This window comes from Paenibacillus sp. MT86, from assembly GCF_058792535.1.
The window spans coordinates 5475538-5492665 of sequence record NZ_CM179499.1; the positions used below are offsets into that span (position 1 = coordinate 5475538).

The following is a 17128-nucleotide window of genomic DNA, read 5'->3' on the forward strand; positions in this document are numbered from 1 at the left end:
GAAAATATAGTATGCTAAGCCATAAGAGGGGAGAGGATTATTATGGTAAAACAACTGATCATCGGCGATGCAGCGCAGGAGCTGGCTCATACGCGCCGCGTTCTGGAACGCTTGCCCGAGGAGCATATGTCGTGGAAGCCGCACGAGAAATCGATGGCGCTCGGCGGGTTGGCCACGCACCTGATTAACCTGCTCAACTGGCAAATCGCGATTTTTCAGTATCCGGAGTTCGATCTTTCGAGTGTGCCGCTGCGACGGGAGGCTTTGGAAAAACGCGCCGATGTTCTGGAGGAATTCGACGCGAACGTGGGCAAGTTGGAGCAGCTGCTCGCCGAATGCGACGAGAAAACGCTCGGCGAGGAATGGACGCTGCGCCACGGCGACCATATCATCCTCCGCGCGCCGCGGGCGATTGCGCTCCGCACCTTCGGCTTCAGCCACATGGTTCATCATCGGGCTCAGTTAGGGGTATATCTGCGGCTTCTCGATATTCCGGTGCCGGGCATCTACGGTCCATCTGCCGACGAGGCAGCGCAATGAACTAAAACTTCCCGATCGGACAACGTCAAACAGTCGCAGGGTACCGGCATAACCGCCGGCACTCTGCGACTTGTTTAGTTTAATGCTTTTCTATGAACTGCTTCGTGCTTGACGGGCGAGCATCCCGCTCACGAAGACCATGACCGCGGCCAGCCCAAGAAAATACAAAGGCATGGCGACTAACGAACCGTCGTGAAGAAAGCTCATGCCGCTCGTTATCAGGCTGACGACAACGTAATAACCCAATCCGAAGATGGCCCCTGCCGTCCCGAGCACGTCTCCGTAATGGATCAGCGCCAGGCTGAGGCAGTTGGGAATGGCCATTCCGGTGCCGAGCAGAATAATAAAAATACAGGATACCATCAACACCAAATCCGTCACGGTGGCTTTGATCCCGCTAAGGGCAAAGCCCGTGAAGCAAAGGGCCCCCACCGACGTAATGAACGTGCCGAGCAAGATAATGCGCTCTGCCTTGAGCCGGGTCAGCAGCCTTTTCGACAGCAGCGCGCCGAAAATCGAGGACATCGCCACAAAGATTCCGAAGAAGCCGAACGCAGCAGGTCTCATCTGAAAAAATTCAATAAAAATAAAGGGCGCCTCCGCATAATAACTGAACAAAATGCCGTTGGTCGCTCCAATAAGCAAACCGAATCCCCATACTCTGCGATCGAAGAGCAGGCGCTTGACCACCGAGAACGTGTTAATCCTCGAGGCGGCCTGCACTCTGGTCTCGGGCAGGGAAATCCAGGTGTAGGTCAATACGGCTGCGCTCAATATTACCAGCGTGAAGAAAACCGCCCGGAAGCCGAGCGATTGATCTACCCATCCGCCAATCAGCGGCCCTATCGCAGGAGTAAACGCCAGCGCCGCCGAAATCTGGGCAAACACCGCATGGCGTTTGGCTCCGTCTACGGTCTCGCGCAAAATCGTTTGCGTGACGACAGAGCCCGTGCTGGCACCAAAAGCCTGTATGAACCGGCTGACCAATAACCATTCGACAGACCCGGACAGATAGCAGCCCAGGCTGCCCAACCCATAAACCAGGATGCCCCACAGCATGGCGGGGCGCCGTCCGATGGAATCGGACAGCCTCCCCCAGCAATACACGCCAAAGGCAAAGCCCAGAAAGTAAATGCTGAGCGTAAGCTGGATCGCATTATTGCTCGCCCCTAAATGATGGGCGATATCCGGTAATGAAGGCGTATATATCGTTTCGCTTATTTGCGGGAAACCCACAAGAACAATAAACAACAGCAGTGACGGTTTTGAGATTTTTCTTTGCACAGCCAAACTCCCCCTTATCGATTCAGAAAATCTCTAGTTTGCCGGCAAAGGAATTACGGGATCGGGGGTTTGCATTTGGTTAGTCTAGTAAATGAAAGCATTAAAAGTTCACCTTTTGTTTGAAAATAGGGGGGTAGTAATCAATCTAACGAGCATTATAACAGAATCGCAGGCAAATGGGCTCCTGACTCTCCTCCCGGGGATGCGCTCTGCTATGCATCATTTCCTCTTGGAGAGCCATTCCGCCAATTCTTCCGTTTTAGATTTGCATTTAGGCACGGGGCGTTGTACTGTCTAGGCTTTTGCCTTTTGCTCCCTCGTCCGCACGAGATCCGATACGTCGTCGGCCGAACGCTAAATGCAAGAGCCCACGCGTCACGCGTGGGCTCTTGCTCCAAGGCTATACGATCCCCTGCCAGCTCTCATGATACGCTCAATACAGCTCCCAAGTCTCCGTGCATAGCGCAGGCAAAGAATCCGCAACACGCTCGCAGTCTTCATACCCCAGGTTGCCGGAATGGGCGAACAAAATCGCATATTCGCCGTTTGTCGGCGCTTCCCTCATATCGAACATATAATGGTTTCCGCTTCCATCCATCGCAAACGACACCGCACAAGGCATATACTCCGGCAGCTCGTAGGCCAGGTTCATCTCCCTCAGGTCATCCGTGTTAAAGAACTGGAAAAGACGTGCTCCCTGTTGAAATTCCCCGCCGTTGGAATACTTCAATAAATCCAAATAGCTGGCGGGAAAGTTTCGCCGAGGCAGCTTCCAGCCTGCAGGATCCAGCGGAACATATTGATCGTAAAAGGGGGAGCTTTTGTGAAAAGGATTCACTTGCCTCCCCTTGATTTCATCCATCTCCTGCACGGAAAGCCCTGCATTCCACACCATAACAAAACGGGCAATTTGTTCTTCGGTGGCACCCGCGCGTATGTCGTACGCGTGCTCAAAATCGATATTCCACATCTTCGCCTGCCTCCGTCCCAATACTTCCTTCCTCGCAACTTCTTCAAACATTATAAAGGAAATACTGGAAAAAGAAATCATGCCGCGGGAATCAGGTCTTTCTATGTTCATGGATTTGCGGCAACGGCGGCGGTCACAGATGGGTTCCTCCGCTGGCATCGATGCATTGACCGGTGATCCAGCGGCTGTCCGGAGAAGCCAGAAACGCCGCGATATCCGCAATATCCGCCGGCTCCCCCCACCTTCCGAACATCGAATAGCCGGCCCCGACCCGATACGAGTCAGGATCCTGCAGCATTCCGGCATTCATGTCGGTAGCTACGAATCCGGGCAGTATCGCATTGATCGTGATTCCGCGGGATGCCAGCTGGCTCGTCAAGGAGAGCGTCAGCGCATTAATGGCCCCCTTCGTCATCGTGTACGCCGGAATATTGGGCAGGGAAATCCGGGTGACCGCAGACGATAAATTGATGATGCGCCCATTGTCCCGAAGGCGGGGAAGAGCTTGCTGAATCAGGAAGAACGGCGCTTTCACGTTAATATGCATCACTTCGTCAAAGCTCTGCTCCGTGGTTTCCTCGATGGTCTCCACCAAGCCGATCCCTGCGTTGTTAACCAGGATGTCCATTTGCGTGCTGCCCGTCCGGTCGTTCAACGCCTCATCCAGCGACTCGAACAGGGCATTTACCCCCTCCAAGGAGCGGAGGTCCGCCCCAACCGCAAAAGCCTCCCCTCCGGCCTGCGCAATCTCGCGGACGACCTCTTCCGCAGCCTCCCTATTCTTGCCGTAGTGAACGGCGACCATGGCTCCTTCCTTCGCCAATCGGTTCGCGATGGCACGTCCGATGCCCCGGCTGGAGCCCGTAACCAAAGCCGTTGTTCCATTCCATGTTTTCATGTTCTCATCATCTCCTCTTCTTCTTTCCCTTTCAGTTTTATCACAGCCCCCATTTTGAAATGTTGCGCTCCTATTCCCGTTCTCCGCTCGATTTCAAACATCATAAAAAAGCCCCTCCTGGATAGGGGGGCTGGAATGCAGGGCATTAGCGCCGACCTGCAAGCTTATGAAAATTAAAAATCATTTACATTCCATGTGAAGATTATTATAATGAGTATATCAAAAGAGCTGCGCAACCTATGTTTGCATAAAGCGATTAAAGGATGAGTTTTTCCTTTAATCGCTTTTTTTGTGAGCTTGTTGAAAGTCATGGAGGTATATCGTATGAAAAAAAGAGCGTTTGATATGATCATGCTGCTCATCGGGGCATTTATTTTTGCGCTGGCGGTCAATTTATTCGTCATTCCGAACGATTTTGGCGAAGGCGGTGTGACCGGGATATCGATCATTCTGTTTTATGTACTGCAATGGTCGCCGGCGTTGGTCGGCATTGTGATTAACGGGATATTGCTGATGATTGGCTACAAGCTGCTGGATAAAAAAACGACGGTATATACCATCATCGCCGTTGCCTTTCATTCCCTGTTCCTGCACTTGACGGAGAACTGGCGCATTGCGTCGGATGAGCCGGTGATCAACGCCATTTTCGCCGGTCTGTTTGCCGGTGTCGGGATCGGACTCATCGTCCGGGTGGGCGGAACGACGGCAGGCACGGTGATACTGGCTCGTCTGGCCAATAAATATTGGGATTGGAATATCAGTTATGCCCTGCTGTTCTTTGACCTGATCGTGGCCGGACTGTCCGTCTTCGTGATCGGAATCGAGAAGGTGATGTTCACCGTGGTCATCCTCTACATCGGCACCAAGGCAATGGAATTCATAATTGAAGGCTTGAACCCCAAAAAAGCCGTTACCATCATCTCGACACATCATGACCGCATTGCCATTCGGGTGACGGAGATTATGGACCGTGGGGTGACCGTGCTCCGGGGATACGGATATTACACCGGTCAAACCAAAGACGTGCTCTACATCGTCATCAGCAAACAGGAAGTTTCCATGCTCAAAAAAATCGTCCGTGCCGAGGATAAAAACGCCTTTGTTACCATCCACGACGTACGTGACGTGTTCGGGGAAGGGTTTATTGATATTTCGAAGTAAAGCCGAACTTATCGTTAGATTAAAAAAGATCGAAACCATCGCTGAGGCGGGCTTCGATCTTTTTTCGTAATAACTCAGCTCCATCGAAGGATCAGGGGGACATATATCTTCCATATTCCAGCCCGAGATCCGTAATCGCATCGTCCGATACGGACAGAAGCGAAACATTCTCACCTTCCGCGCCCATCCACTGCACGCCCAACACAAGACCAAGCTCCGATTCTGCCGCAAACAGAAACGCGAACATGTCCGGGCGCACCTCTCCTTGGTCATCCACTCTCCACGTCGAGCTCGGATCGTACTTCGCCGGATAATCGTAATACAGCCAGCCGCTCTCGCGTTTCAGCGCCAAGCTGGCCAGCATATCGTCACCTTCTCTGACGAACTGCACCAGATAGAGGGACTCTCCCTCCGGAAGCTGAATAAGCGGCCATGCCTGCTCTACCGCTCTCCCCTTGCTGTCCTTGATCTCCTGCAGTACTTGTCCATCGGCCTTCTCCGGCTTGGCCGGCTGGATGGTCAACAGCGCCTCTTTCGGAACATGGTGCTTTGGAATGATGAAGTACGTTGCATTCGGGGCGGCCGTCCCCTCCGTCACCTCGTACAGCTGCCCGGCCTGATGGCTGAAATTCTGCGAAGTTTGCCTGCCGTTATCTTCTTCCGTCGCTTGCTGCTCACCCGCATATTGGACCGGAAGCGGCTCGCCGCCCTGGCCGATGGCAATCAGCGAGGCTTCTTCATCCTGAATCGCGGCATCCGGATTAACGAGCAGCCTATGCCCCGTTTCGTCGGAAAATGCAAAGGTCCCTTCCTGTAAGGCAGCCACATTCCGGATCACCAAGGGTAGGTCTTCCTTTACATCAAGGGCCGGCTCCACGCTCGAAACGGGCGGGGGTTCGACCTTCCCATTCTCCGAATCGGCGCATGCGGTCAAGGTACATAGGGCTGTCATGAACAGCGCTGCCCATATCTTTTTCATGCCTTCAGCTCCTGTAATAAGATTCCAACTCTTCCATAACCTCAGACGAATAAATGGCCGAAAAAGTTGATGTCAAAGTTCCTTTTATTTGTATTTTTCCATGACAAAATCGGATGATTTTTTGCATTTTCGCTACATAAAACACGGGATAATGGCTGATTAACTTACACCTAATGACAGGTTCATAGAAATATTTAATGAGTTTGCAAAAAACATTTTATTGGTAATACGAGGCAAGATTCTATAAAATTCTTTTTAACTTAAAAATGCTGAGTGCAAACTTTTAATGGTTTTGTACAAATGGTTCAAGACGGGCGTCCCTTTTCTGAAACACCAACGATTTTTCTCGCAATTCTACTTTAACGATTTGAAGGAGTGCATCACAAAAGTGACTACGAATATTTCTGTAACTTCACCCTTTACTGCCGCGCAAGAATATGTGGAATCCATCTATAACCAAGTTGTAGCCCGCGATCCGCATGAGTCCGAGTTTCACCAAGCCGTCCGGGAATTTGTGGATTCCCTCGTCCCTGTGTTAGCCCAGCACCCGAAATATCGGGAACACGGCATTCTGGAGCGCCTTGTCGAGCCGGAGCGCATGGTCACCTTCCGCGTACCTTGGGTGGATGATCAAGGCAAAACGCAAGTCAACCGCGGATTCCGCGTTCAGTTTAACAGCGCACTTGGGCCGTACAAAGGCGGCATCCGGTTCCATCCGTCGGTTTATGCCGGCATCGTCAAGTTCCTCGGTTTTGAGCAAATCTTCAAAAACTCGCTCACCGGCCAGCCCATCGGCGGCGGCAAAGGCGGTTCGGACTTCGATCCGAAAGGCAAATCCGATCAGGAAGTCATGCGTTTTACCCAGAGCTTCATGACCGAGCTGTACCGTCATATCGGACCTGATTCCGATGTGCCTGCCGGCGATATCGGCGTGGGCGCTCGCGAGATCGGTTATATGTTCGGTCAATACAAACGCATCCGCGGAGGACATGAGGCCGGCGTGCTGACAGGCAAAGGCGTCATTTATGGCGGAAGCCTGGCACGTACGGAAGCAACCGGATACGGCTGCGTCTACTTCGTACAGGAGATGCTGGCTGCGAAGGGCCTTAGCTTCCAGGACAGCCGCGTCGTGGTGTCCGGTTCGGGCAACGTTTCCATCTACGCCATCGAAAAGGCACAGCAGCTCGGTGCTCACGTCATCGCTTGCAGCGACTCTAACGGATATCTGTATGATCCGGAAGGAATTAACCTTGAAACCGTCAAGCTGCTCAAGGAGCGGGATCGTCTTCGGATCAGCGAATATGTGAAAATTCATCCGCATGCCGTATACACCGAAGGCTGCACGGGAATCTGGTCGCTTCCATGCGATATCGCACTCCCTTGCGCCACGCAGAATGAGCTCGACGCCGACGCTGCCAAAACCCTCATCTCGAATGGAGTGAAGGCCATCGGCGAAGGAGCGAACATGCCTTCCACGTTGGAGGCGATTGAGCTGTTCATCAGCAAGGGCGTACTGTTTGGACCGGCTAAAGCCGCCAATGCAGGCGGAGTTGCCGTATCGGCACTCGAGATGAGCCAAAACAGCATGAGAATGTCATGGACGTTTGAAGAGGTGGATGCGAAGCTCCATCAAATCATGAAGAACATTTACAACAGTGCGGTAGATGCTGCCGAAGAGTATGGCGTAGCAGGCAATCTTGTGGCCGGTGCCAACATCGCAGGGTTTATCAAAGTGGCCGATGCCATGATCGCGCAAGGAATCGTATAAATCACACAAAAAAAGCCCTGCCGCATATGCGGCAGGGCTTTTTGCAGCTTATAGGAGCTCGCTGCGGAGCTGTTCGGCCGATTTTGGCGACAGGTACCCGAGCGGAATGTCAAACACCGTCTTGGCGCCCTGCTGTCCCTCTCTGCTCAAGCGATGCGCAGCTCTTGCATAAGACACGAGCACGCTTGCCGTAAATTCAGGGTTGCTGTCCAGCTTCAGGCCAAATTCAACAATTTGCTTGCTTCCGTTTCCGGTAACCCCGCTGCGTATGACAAATCCGCCGTGTGGCATTCCGGCATGCTCAGCCTCAAGCTCTTCTTGCGTAATGAAGGTAACGGTTGTATCGTAATCGGAGAAATAGTTCGGCATCGACACAATCGTCTGACGGATTTGCTCTTGGTCCGCGCCTTCTTCTGCAACGACGAAACAATCTCTCCGGTGCTTCTCGCGAGTGGCAAGCTCCGGTGTCTCGCCGGAACGGATCTGGTTAATAACCTCTTCTACAGGAACCGTGTATTGAACGCCTGCTTTCACTCCGGGTACGCGACGGATCGCATCGGAGTGGCCTTGGCTCACGCCTTTGCCCCAGAACGTATAATCTTTACCTTCCGGCAGAATCGCTTCGGCAAGCAGACGGTTCATGGAGAACAAGCCCGGATCCCAGCCTGTCGAGATGACGCTGATATGGCCGCCGCCCATCGCCGCTTTGTTGACCTCCTGGAAAAACTCGGGAATTTTTGCGTGCGTGTCAAAGCTGTCTACCGTATTGAACATGCTGGCAAGCTGTGGTGTTTGCTCCGGCAAATCGGTAGCCGAACCGCCGCACAGAATCATCACGTCAATCTTCCCGATATATTGCTCTGCCACTGAAATATGCTCGAAACGCGCACCGGAATTGGCCGGCATTTGCTGCGGGTCTCTGCGCGTGAAGATGGCTACCAGCTCCAAATCCGGATTTTGCCCGATGGCTTTCTGCACGCCCTTGCCCAAGTTTCCATAACCTACGATCCCTACTTTAATAGTTGCGTTCAATGTTATCCTCCCTTTGTCAGTCCATTTGCTTTGACATGATGTTTATGTACTGCTTTAAAGTATAAGTATATAGACATCACACTAATTGTAAACTATTTTATATGAAGAGGAAATTGTTTCTAGCTGCGTCATTCATATTTTCACCTGCTACCCGATAACTTGAACAACGTTTCCTTCCTGATCCTTGATTTCCGTCTTCACGATTTCAATTCGGATTCCAGGTAAACCGGAAAGCTCGAAGGTGCTGACCTGCGGAACCAAACGGCTTGAGAATTCACCCGCCGTCCGATCGTCCATGATCAACGTAACATCTCCATCCTCCGCGGTCCAGCGGCTCTCGTTCCCCGGCTCAAATACGACCCGAACCTCCGGACCTACAAGGCTCAAGCTCTTCTCCTTCAGAATTCTCCCCTGCAGCAGCTTGCCGATGATGCCCGCCTGTTTGGCGCCGATTTGGAGCGCAGCCGGGGTTTTGCTTAACCAGCCTTTTTTTCCCGGTTCAAAAGCCAGCTGGCTCACATAGAGAAATCCGGTGTTCGAGCCTTCCTCCTTCATTCCTCTATCCACAGTTTCCGAGATCGAAGGTATCTTAAGAAACGAATCCCGATTCAAATCCGTTATGTAAAGCGGCATATGTTCTACACAGGCTTGCAGCACGCCAAGCGTATTCCAGGTCTGCATCGCCTCAAGCTCTTCCCGGGTAATGCCGATCATCTGCAGGAATTCGACCCGCCCATTCGGCGTATCCATGGCCGGCAGCTCGGGATCCTCGATAAAGGCGAGCGCGGTCAGCTGCGTATCGGCACCCAGGCAGATCGGTCCATTGGCATCCAAATAATCGCCCGAGCGAAAAATATTCCCGCTGTTAAACACGTATCTCCCCATATTCTGAAGCAGATTTAGCGCCCACGCCGGCGGCTCTTCCTCATCCTTCGGCTTAGCCAGCCTGAACGTCAATTCGAAGCCGTAACCGCTCTCCTCCAGATGATCCGATTCTTTATCATACAGCTCGCTAAAACCATAGGTAACCATATGCCAATGCGGCATTGGCGTATTCGAGACATAAGCGCTGATTCCATTCAGCGGATCGGGTCCTCCAAGCGCATACGGAATCAACGCTCCGTAATGCTTCGGCTCCTGCTCTCCATATAACTTCAGCAGTGCATCGTCAATCGCGTCCCAGCCGGGTGCGTTATCTTCATATGTCATATCCTGTTCCCTCCCGTTATCGTTTCCATCCTAAACTTCACCCTATCCGCCCCCGTTAAATCATATCCCCTTCCATTAGGCGGCGCATTCAACAATTACCGATAATACAAGCAAGGGAGCTTCAGGACGATAGCCCAGCATCCTCCTTCACTTCATTATATAGGACATATTGGGGAATGAAGAAGTTTCCAGAGAAGTGTATAATAGTACCATATCAACAAAGGAGCCTACATGTTCATGAAAAAACGAACGGCATTATCAGTAACCATAACGCTCACCGCTTCGCTTACAATCTCTTCGCTGGCCCTGCAGCCGGCCTCTGCCGACGCGGCCTCCGCCAAGGAATGGATACAAATCTCCGAACGGACGTCCTATTACGGCGAAGCGGCTAACGGCCAGCCTAACGGACGCGGCACCATCAAGTGGGGCAACGGCAAACAATATTCCGGCGATTTCATGGACGGAAAGCGTGCCGGGAGCGGTAAATACATTAACGAATACCAATTGGACGGCGAAGCGCATAAGGTGGTGTACAGCGGACGCTGGAACCATGACAAAATGGATGGTGAAGGCATCCTGACCCATAAGGTGACATTGCCGGACGGGTCCGTCCGCTGGAACCAGATCCAGAAAGGGATATTCAAGGCAGGCGTCTTCCAAAGCGGATACGATGTGATTCATGCCGTGGCCGATCCCGACTACAGCTTTACCTACAAGAAGGGCAAGGAACTGCTCGTGATTATGGGCACCAATCAGAACATGAAAAAAAACTGGGCGAGCGGAACGATGTTCAGCGCTCAATACAAGAATGGTTCCGTCAACCATCGTTACTCGATCTTCCCGGCCAATTCCGCGGCCGAGCAGCGTCAGAACGACGCCGCGCTCCGATACTTCAAGAGCATTCAAACCAAAATGGCTCCGCATCTGCAGCAATTCGAAGCCTTGTCCAAGCAGGTTCCGTTAAAATAACCCGCCATAAAAAGAACCCGGTATTGCCAAGGCAGAACCGGGTTCTTTGATTTGACCGGAAGGAATTCACCGTCTTTCTGCGCACGTCCCCCGTTCAGAAGCGTGACCGATTTATCGATTCGCCGCTGACGCGTCTCCATCGTCTTGGCCCCTTCAATCGACAGCGCCAAGCGGCGCTGGTTGGCTGTAGGCAAACGATCAAAAAATTGTCGGGCCGCCGGATTCAGCTCACTCAGGCTTATTCCGTCATCCCTATTGTGCCGTCCAGCCGCCATCCACAAGCAGCAAGGTGCCCGTAACGAGGTCGGATGCCGGCGATGCCAAATAGATAACGGCGCCGGCCACATCGCCTATGGTGCCGATCCGGCCTGCCGGGATCCGTGCCAATACGCCGTCCCGGAACTCGGGGGAGTCCAATCTTTCGGCCGTTCCCGGCGTATGGATGAAGGTGGGACCGACCGCATTGATGTTGACGCCCCGGCTGGACCACTCCAGCGCCAGCACCTTCGTCAGCTGGTTAACGCCGCCCTTGGAGGCGCAATAGGCAGCGCCTTCGGTAATCCCGACGATGCTGACCTGCGAGCTGACGTTGATGATTTTTCCATAGCCCTGCTCCAGCATGAGGCGGCCGGCAGCCTGACAGCAGAAAAATACGCCCTTCAAATTAACGTCCATCATCTCGTCCCAGTAATCTTCCGTGATGTCTTCCGCGAGCATGCCCTCTCCCAAACCCGCGTTATTGACCACGATATCCAGCCGGCCAAAGTCCTTGGCTACCTGTCCAAATACGGATCGGATCTGCTCCACATTGCGCACATCCAGCTCATAGGCCTTGGCCTGGCCTCCCGTCCTGGAGATTTCCTCAACCAATCGATCCAGCGACGCTTTGCTACGTGCCATAACGGCAACCTTGGCTCCTGCCGCTGCGAGCGCTTGGGCTAGTCCGTAACCGATGCCTTTGCTGGCACCCGTCACGATTGCGATTTTATCCTGAATGCTGAAATTGGGCTGCATATGGTAACCTCCATCACCTTGGATTCGTTTGTGTAGTTACATTAAAGCATGACGTCTTGGCCTCGGGCAATCATTTCGGATGTTCTGAGAGCAAAGGCTGTCCAACACTCCTGAAACACGAAATCCGCATCCATAGAGGAATCTACTCATCAGGGATAGAAGTGAGGTATATCATATCGTTGTATTTTAGTATGAAGGTATGGAGGAGCCGAAAATGAGCGAACGGTTAACCGAAGCGCAGCAACAAGCGATTCTTCATGTCGAATCGTTAGCGGCGAACGCACGGAAGAGCACCTCGGCCATGACGGAGCATATTTTACGAAAACATGAAAAAGAATCCGTGACGATGCGCCGACAGTTAAAGCTCATCGAAAAGCATGCCCGGGTCACGTTGAATTTCCATCCGGATCGGATACTGCCTACAGGCCGCTCCGTTATCGAATCTCTCCTGACGGAAGGCGTATATCATAACCAGTTCATCACGAGCGTGACCAACGGAAGCCGTACGGCCTACCCGGGCGGCGACCGCGACCAATGGGAACGGCTCCTGTTTGGCGGAGCCTACCAGCAGCCCGGCGTTCGCCATGACGAGCGGCCGAAGTACGGCGCACTCAATCTCATGAATTATGCTGACGGGGGGTCTCCCCGCTTCGGTTCTTGTTTTCTGGTGCTGTCCCCGGGCATATTGAAGCGCAGCACCTTTACATTCGGTGACAGTCACGCAGGTCCCGAGTTTGTAGGCACCATACGTCAGTGGGATTCGATTCTCGCTGCGCTCTTGCAGCAAGTGGAATCCACCGGCTCGGCCCTGGGTTCTCCGAATGTAAATATTCCAGCTATGCTGGAGCGGCTGATTCATCTTCCTTCATCGCATACCGGTCCCACCGGACCGGTCGGCCGCTCCTTGGACGATTATATTGAAGCACAGATCCATGGTCCCATCGACTTATCCAGCGATGCGGAGGCCCTGGTTGCCGATCCGTCCTACAAGCATACCCCGATCGGCCGCCTGCTCCACGCGCTGTGTGAGCGATATCATCTTGCCCTGTCCTGGCATCCGGGGTTCTCTCTTGCCGTGCAGGATGTCCCCAATAACTTCCGGGGACCCGCCATGCCGCCGCTCGCCAAGCGGATCGACCAGAGCTACGCAGGCTCGAAAGGCGTCCTGGATGCGGCCATCATCGGCAAAGCGGCTGCTCACCTGGAGGATGATCCAAGCTCTTGGAGCGATTGGGGAACCTATGAAGAAACTTTTCAGCATCTCAAACAGCTGTGGCATGTGCTCGTAAAATATGGACATCCGAATCCGAATGCCGCAGACCGCTAAGCGGCATTTGCAGCTTGCGTTTCCAACGGAATCTCAGCTCGCGGATACAGGGACATAGCATGGCTAGCGAAATCCGTGCAGAAACGGCTAGGCCTACCTGCTATGACTTCTTATATATTGATCTTAGAAAGGATGATGACCGGATGGATTGGGTCCAGCGGATGAATGAAGCCATCGGCTATATAGAAGCGAACATAACCGAAGAGATCGATTACGCTGAAGCGGCGAAGGTCGCCTGCTGCTCCGCATACCATTTTCAACGCATGTTTCCGTTCATTACGGATGTCACGCTCTCCGAATACATACGGAGACGGAGATTGACGCTGGCCGCTTACGAGCTGCAAAACAGCGACATCAAGGTCATCGACCTTGCACTTAAATACGGCTATGATTCCCCGGAGGCGTTCGCGCGTGCATTCCAGAACATGCACGGCACAACGCCGACGGCCGCCCGCCAAGCCGGTACCAAGCTGAAGGCCTATCCCCGCATCTCCTTTCAATTCTCCATGCGAGGGGCTGCCGAAATGAATTACAGAATCGAAGAAATGAAGGCATTTTCCGTTGTCGGTTTCAAGAAGCAAGTAAGCACGCAGCGCGCCTATGAAGAGGTTCCTTTTCTCTGGAAAGACGCCCATGCGGAAGGCATCTTCGACAAGCTGTGGAACTACCGTGCGCAAGACCATCCCATCCGGGGAATTCTCGGGGTTTGTGCAGACGGCAACTACGGAAAGAACGAGTATTTCGACTACATCATGTCCGTCGTATCGACGCATAATCCTCCGGAACCGATGGTGTTGCGGCATTTCCCTGCCGCTGCATGGGCGGTATTCGAGCTGGAAGGAGATCCGAGCCGTATTGCGGAGATGTGGAAGCGTCTTTATACCGAGTGGATCCCGTCCCATGCCTACGATCTAGCGCCGCTGCCTGCAATCGAATGCTATCTTCCCCCGGACGAGTATAAGAACGAATTATGGATTCCTGTCATTCGAAAGGCGCAATAAGTATTGCTGCTGAAGACATGTTTAGGGGCTCACCGCATCAAAAGTCATAAATCACGGCCGACTATGGTGCAGTGAGTCCCCATCATGTTTTCCTGCCGAAATGAAACAGCCCCAGCGCCAACCATCCCGCCGTTAACAATGCCGCCGTGCCGATGAGCGCCGGATAGGGCCCAAAATGATCAATCGTTTACTCTATACTGATTAACGCGTCGGCAGGCGGATAAACTAGATATCCTCCATGCGCATCAAGATGGAAATATAAAAAAAACCGCTCTTCATCAGAGCGGTTTGCGGCTTTTCGCATAAGTTTGTATATAAGGCTAGAAAGTCCGTCCTTTGATGCCTGCGGTGTTCCTGTCAGATCCGGCTATTCCGTTTGAACGGGGATCATGATCATAAACTCAGGGTCATCCGTATACGGGTCTTGACTCATCGGATATTGTTCGAAATGCGTTAAATGATCCGGGTTGTATTCCGAGTAGCCTTGTTCCGCAATCCAGGCATAGATATTGTTGTAAGATTGGTCGATGCTCTGCCCTTTGCGATGGGAACAAGCGGCATAGGTTAATGCGGGAACGGATATCGTAACCATCCCTTCCGGTACTTCCTCAATCCGCTCCACTTCGACGACGGCATAATGGATGAATCCTTCACCCCCGGGAGCCGCGTGGTAAGATAACCCCAGCAGGGTGTCCGCATGGATTGCGTGAGGAATCTCCGCGAGCCGCTCTTGCAGCGTCCGCTGCACCGCCCGGATTCCGCCCGCGCCTGCCTCGGTAAATGTGCCCTCCCATTTCAATCCAACCGCCTGAAATGCCGGCTTTCTCGTAACCGCTGCTTCATTTCGTTGATCGATGTTCATCGGTAAATACTCCTTTATCCTCTTTTTAGTTTCATTATATACTTGAACTATGCCAGAAACTGTCACAGTATATAAAATACTCAAGGAGCAGATTTATGCCCAAAACCGAACGGATCCTTAACGTCATGCAGCGAGTGTATGAACGGCAGAACTTCACCGTCGGCGAGTTAGCCGAGGAATTCTCGGTCTCGTATCGTACGATGCTCCGCTATCTTCATGAACTGTCTCGGCTAGGCGTTCCCTTATACGCCAATGAAGGAAAGAATGGCGGCTATTCCATCCTGACTTCTCGGCAGAAGCGGGAACGATCCGAGCAGACGAACGAGACCATTCAGCGGATCATCAAACCGCGGACGCTGATCGTCGGCCTGGAGATGAAGCTCCCCTTCACGGCCTATTACATGTCTCAGGCCCTCAAGCCCAGGCTGTGGCAGGAGCTTCAAAACCGGATGGAGGAGATTCCCTATATCCGCCATAAAACGCCGAACCCCTTGTTTATTGCTGCTGTTTTGAATCGGCAGCCGATCTATCATTATGTAGCAGGGTTCGAGGTCAGCACGATCCGGGATATGCCGGAGCGGATGGTGAGTTTAACCCTGCCGACGCAGGAGTATGCGATGTACACCCATGAGGGCCATTCCGAGCGGGAGGATACCGACCAGTCCTACTCCTATGTTCTTCAGCTGCTGAAACAACGCGGACTTATGCCGAACCCCGAACACTACAGCTTGGAGCTGAGAACCTCGGTGCATGCCTCGAAGACCCAGATCTACATCCCTATAACCTGAATCAGGGAATTTCACTTTCGGGAAATGGTACGCTGCGGATGCGCATATTCAGGTTTACCCCTTGGCGATATAAAAAAGCGAGCCCGGATCCTTTCCGGAGCTCGCCTTTGCTCGATTAAATGGCTTTCGGATTGTCGACCACGGGATTTACATCCGCATCATAATCCACGCCGTCGGTTTCAAAGCCGAACAGCTGGAAGAACTCGCGGCGGTAACCGGCAAGGTCGGTCAATTCTTCGATATTTTCACTGGTCACTTTGCTCCACAATTCGGCTACTTCGGCCTGAACGTCCTCGCGAAGCTCCCAATCGTCGATACGGATACGGCCCTTCTCGTCCACCGGGGTTTCTTGCCCGTTATAGAGACGATCGGAGAACAGACGGTAAATCTGCTCAATGCAGCCCTCGTGCAGCCCCTTTTCCTTCATGACTTTGTACAGCGCCGATACGTACAGCGGCACGACCGGAATCGCCGAGCTGGATTGAGTCACTAACGCTTTGCTCACCGTAACGTATGCGCGTCCGCCTCCGGTGGCAAGCTTCTCGTTCAGTTTCAGCGCGGTGGCCTCCAAGTGATCCTTGGCTTGTCCAATAGATCCGTCCCGGTAAATGGCCTTGGTAATCTCGGAGCCGATATAAGAGAACGCAATGGTCGTCACGTCAGGAGCCAATACGCCGCCTTCCGCCAGCTCGTTCATCCACAATTCCCAATCGTCGCCGCCCATGACCTCAACGGTGTTCATCACTTCCTCTTCCGTTGCCGGTTCAATCGTAACCTCCGTCACTTCACCGGTGTGGAAGTTAACCGTTTTGTTGGTATACGCCGGTCCGATCGGCTTCAATACCGAGCTGACCGTCTCGCCCGTTTCAGGGAGCGTGCGGCGAGCCGACGCAACGCTGTAGACCACGAGATCGACCCGGCCCAGCTCTTTGCGGATCAGTTCAACCGTTTTGGCTTTGGTCTCCTGCGTGAAGGCATCTCCCGTCACGCTGTACGATTTCAAGCCGGCGGCATCCGCTGCCTTCTCGAAAGCGGCCGAATTGTACCAGCCCGCGGATGCGGTCCGTTTCTCGGTGGCCTGACTTGGACGATACACGCCTACGGTATTCGCCCGTGCGCCGAATGCGGCAGCTATTCTGGCCGACAAGCCGTACCCCGTGGAGGCGCCGATGACCAGCACATTGCGCGGCCCTTCGATTCCAGGCTGCTTCAGTACATAATGGATCTGCTCCTGCACTTGGGCTTCGCAGCCTACAGGATGGGATGTCGTGCAAATAAATCCGCGTGTTCTAGGTTTAATGATCATATTTATATACCTCTCTTTTC

General features: G+C 53.0%; 17 protein-coding genes. 7 read left to right on the forward strand and 10 right to left on the reverse strand.

Going from position 1 to position 17128, the window contains the following annotated elements:
* Positions 1-42 precede the first annotated feature (42 nt).
* Entirely contained in the window at positions 43-540 is a 498-nt protein-coding gene (locus AC3RCL_RS24600; protein WP_015737028.1) for a DinB family protein, read from the forward strand.
* A 90-nt stretch (positions 541-630) separates the two neighbouring features.
* Here the strand turns inward: AC3RCL_RS24600 and AC3RCL_RS24605 are convergent, their stop codons facing one another.
* The 3 genes from AC3RCL_RS24605 to AC3RCL_RS24615 form a co-directional block, all read right to left on the reverse strand.
* Complete coding sequence (locus tag AC3RCL_RS24605) at positions 631-1824, reverse strand: multidrug effflux MFS transporter (protein WP_015737029.1); 1194 nt, start codon at positions 1822-1824, stop codon at positions 631-633.
* A gap of 433 nt (positions 1825-2257) precedes the next feature.
* Positions 2258-2794: an SMI1/KNR4 family protein gene (locus AC3RCL_RS24610; protein WP_015737030.1), complete on the reverse strand. Its 537-nt coding sequence runs from the start codon at positions 2792-2794 to the stop codon at positions 2258-2260.
* A gap of 133 nt (positions 2795-2927) precedes the next feature.
* A complete protein-coding gene (locus AC3RCL_RS24615) occupies positions 2928-3692 on the reverse strand; it encodes an SDR family oxidoreductase (RefSeq protein WP_015737031.1) in 765 nt (254 codons plus the stop codon).
* 324 nt (positions 3693-4016) lie between these two features.
* On the opposite strand from AC3RCL_RS24615, the gene AC3RCL_RS24620 reads away from it, so the two are divergent.
* Positions 4017-4853, forward strand: coding sequence for a YitT family protein (locus AC3RCL_RS24620; RefSeq protein WP_015737033.1), 837 nt, complete (start codon positions 4017-4019; stop codon positions 4851-4853).
* Positions 4854-4944: 91 nt separating this feature from the next.
* Here the strand turns inward: AC3RCL_RS24620 and AC3RCL_RS24625 are convergent, their stop codons facing one another.
* Positions 4945-5832, reverse strand: a complete 888-nt coding sequence (locus AC3RCL_RS24625) for a hypothetical protein (RefSeq protein ID WP_015737034.1) — start codon at positions 5830-5832, stop codon at positions 4945-4947.
* A 388-nt stretch (positions 5833-6220) separates the two neighbouring features.
* On the opposite strand from AC3RCL_RS24625, the gene gdhA reads away from it, so the two are divergent.
* On the forward strand, positions 6221-7600 hold the full coding sequence (gdhA, locus tag AC3RCL_RS24630) for an NADP-specific glutamate dehydrogenase (RefSeq protein WP_041622052.1): 1380 nt from the start codon (positions 6221-6223) through the stop codon (positions 7598-7600).
* A gap of 48 nt (positions 7601-7648) precedes the next feature.
* On the opposite strand, the gene AC3RCL_RS24635 is transcribed toward gdhA, so the two are convergent.
* A complete protein-coding gene (locus AC3RCL_RS24635; RefSeq protein ID WP_015737036.1) occupies positions 7649-8632 on the reverse strand; it encodes a diaminopimelate dehydrogenase in 984 nt (327 codons plus the stop codon).
* 147 nt (positions 8633-8779) lie between these two features.
* Positions 8780-9841, reverse strand: coding sequence for a suppressor of fused domain protein (locus tag AC3RCL_RS24640; protein ID WP_015737037.1), 1062 nt, complete (start codon positions 9839-9841; stop codon positions 8780-8782).
* A 237-nt stretch (positions 9842-10078) separates the two neighbouring features.
* Between AC3RCL_RS24640 and AC3RCL_RS24645 the strand changes: the two genes are divergently transcribed.
* Entirely contained in the window at positions 10079-10810 is a 732-nt protein-coding gene (locus tag AC3RCL_RS24645) for an MORN repeat-containing protein (RefSeq protein WP_492532564.1), read from the forward strand.
* Here AC3RCL_RS24645 and AC3RCL_RS24650 read toward each other — a convergent pair.
* Together AC3RCL_RS24650 and AC3RCL_RS24655 are read right to left on the reverse strand one after the other, a co-directional pair.
* Positions 10744-11157, reverse strand: coding sequence for a YdeI/OmpD-associated family protein (locus tag AC3RCL_RS24650; protein WP_492532566.1), 414 nt, complete (start codon positions 11155-11157; stop codon positions 10744-10746). The two genes, AC3RCL_RS24645 and AC3RCL_RS24650, sit on opposite strands and share 67 nt — an antisense overlap.
* Entirely contained in the window at positions 11063-11824 is a 762-nt protein-coding gene (locus AC3RCL_RS24655; protein ID WP_492532568.1) for an SDR family NAD(P)-dependent oxidoreductase, read from the reverse strand. Before AC3RCL_RS24655 ends, AC3RCL_RS24650 begins: the two co-directional genes overlap by 95 nt.
* 214 nt (positions 11825-12038) lie before the next feature.
* Here AC3RCL_RS24655 and AC3RCL_RS24660 point away from each other — a divergent pair, with 214 nt between their 5' ends.
* Both AC3RCL_RS24660 and AC3RCL_RS24665 read left to right on the forward strand, forming a co-directional pair.
* Positions 12039-13151: a DUF3626 domain-containing protein gene (locus AC3RCL_RS24660; RefSeq protein WP_492532570.1), complete on the forward strand. Its 1113-nt coding sequence runs from the start codon at positions 12039-12041 to the stop codon at positions 13149-13151.
* Between the two features lie 143 nt (positions 13152-13294).
* Complete coding sequence (locus AC3RCL_RS24665) at positions 13295-14152, forward strand: AraC family transcriptional regulator (RefSeq protein WP_492532572.1); 858 nt, start codon at positions 13295-13297, stop codon at positions 14150-14152.
* 367 nt (positions 14153-14519) lie between these two features.
* Here AC3RCL_RS24665 and AC3RCL_RS24670 read toward each other — a convergent pair whose 3' ends face one another.
* Complete coding sequence (locus AC3RCL_RS24670; protein WP_492532574.1) at positions 14520-15014, reverse strand: GyrI-like domain-containing protein; 495 nt, start codon at positions 15012-15014, stop codon at positions 14520-14522.
* Between the two features lie 95 nt (positions 15015-15109).
* Between AC3RCL_RS24670 and AC3RCL_RS24675 the strand changes: the two genes are divergently transcribed.
* Entirely contained in the window at positions 15110-15802 is a 693-nt protein-coding gene (locus tag AC3RCL_RS24675) for a GyrI-like domain-containing protein (RefSeq protein ID WP_213579579.1), read from the forward strand.
* A gap of 115 nt (positions 15803-15917) precedes the next feature.
* Here the strand turns inward: AC3RCL_RS24675 and fabV are convergent, their stop codons facing one another.
* On the reverse strand, positions 15918-17108 hold the full coding sequence (gene fabV, locus AC3RCL_RS24680) for an enoyl-ACP reductase FabV (protein ID WP_492532577.1): 1191 nt from the start codon (positions 17106-17108) through the stop codon (positions 15918-15920).
* Positions 17109-17128: the final 20 nt, after the last annotated feature.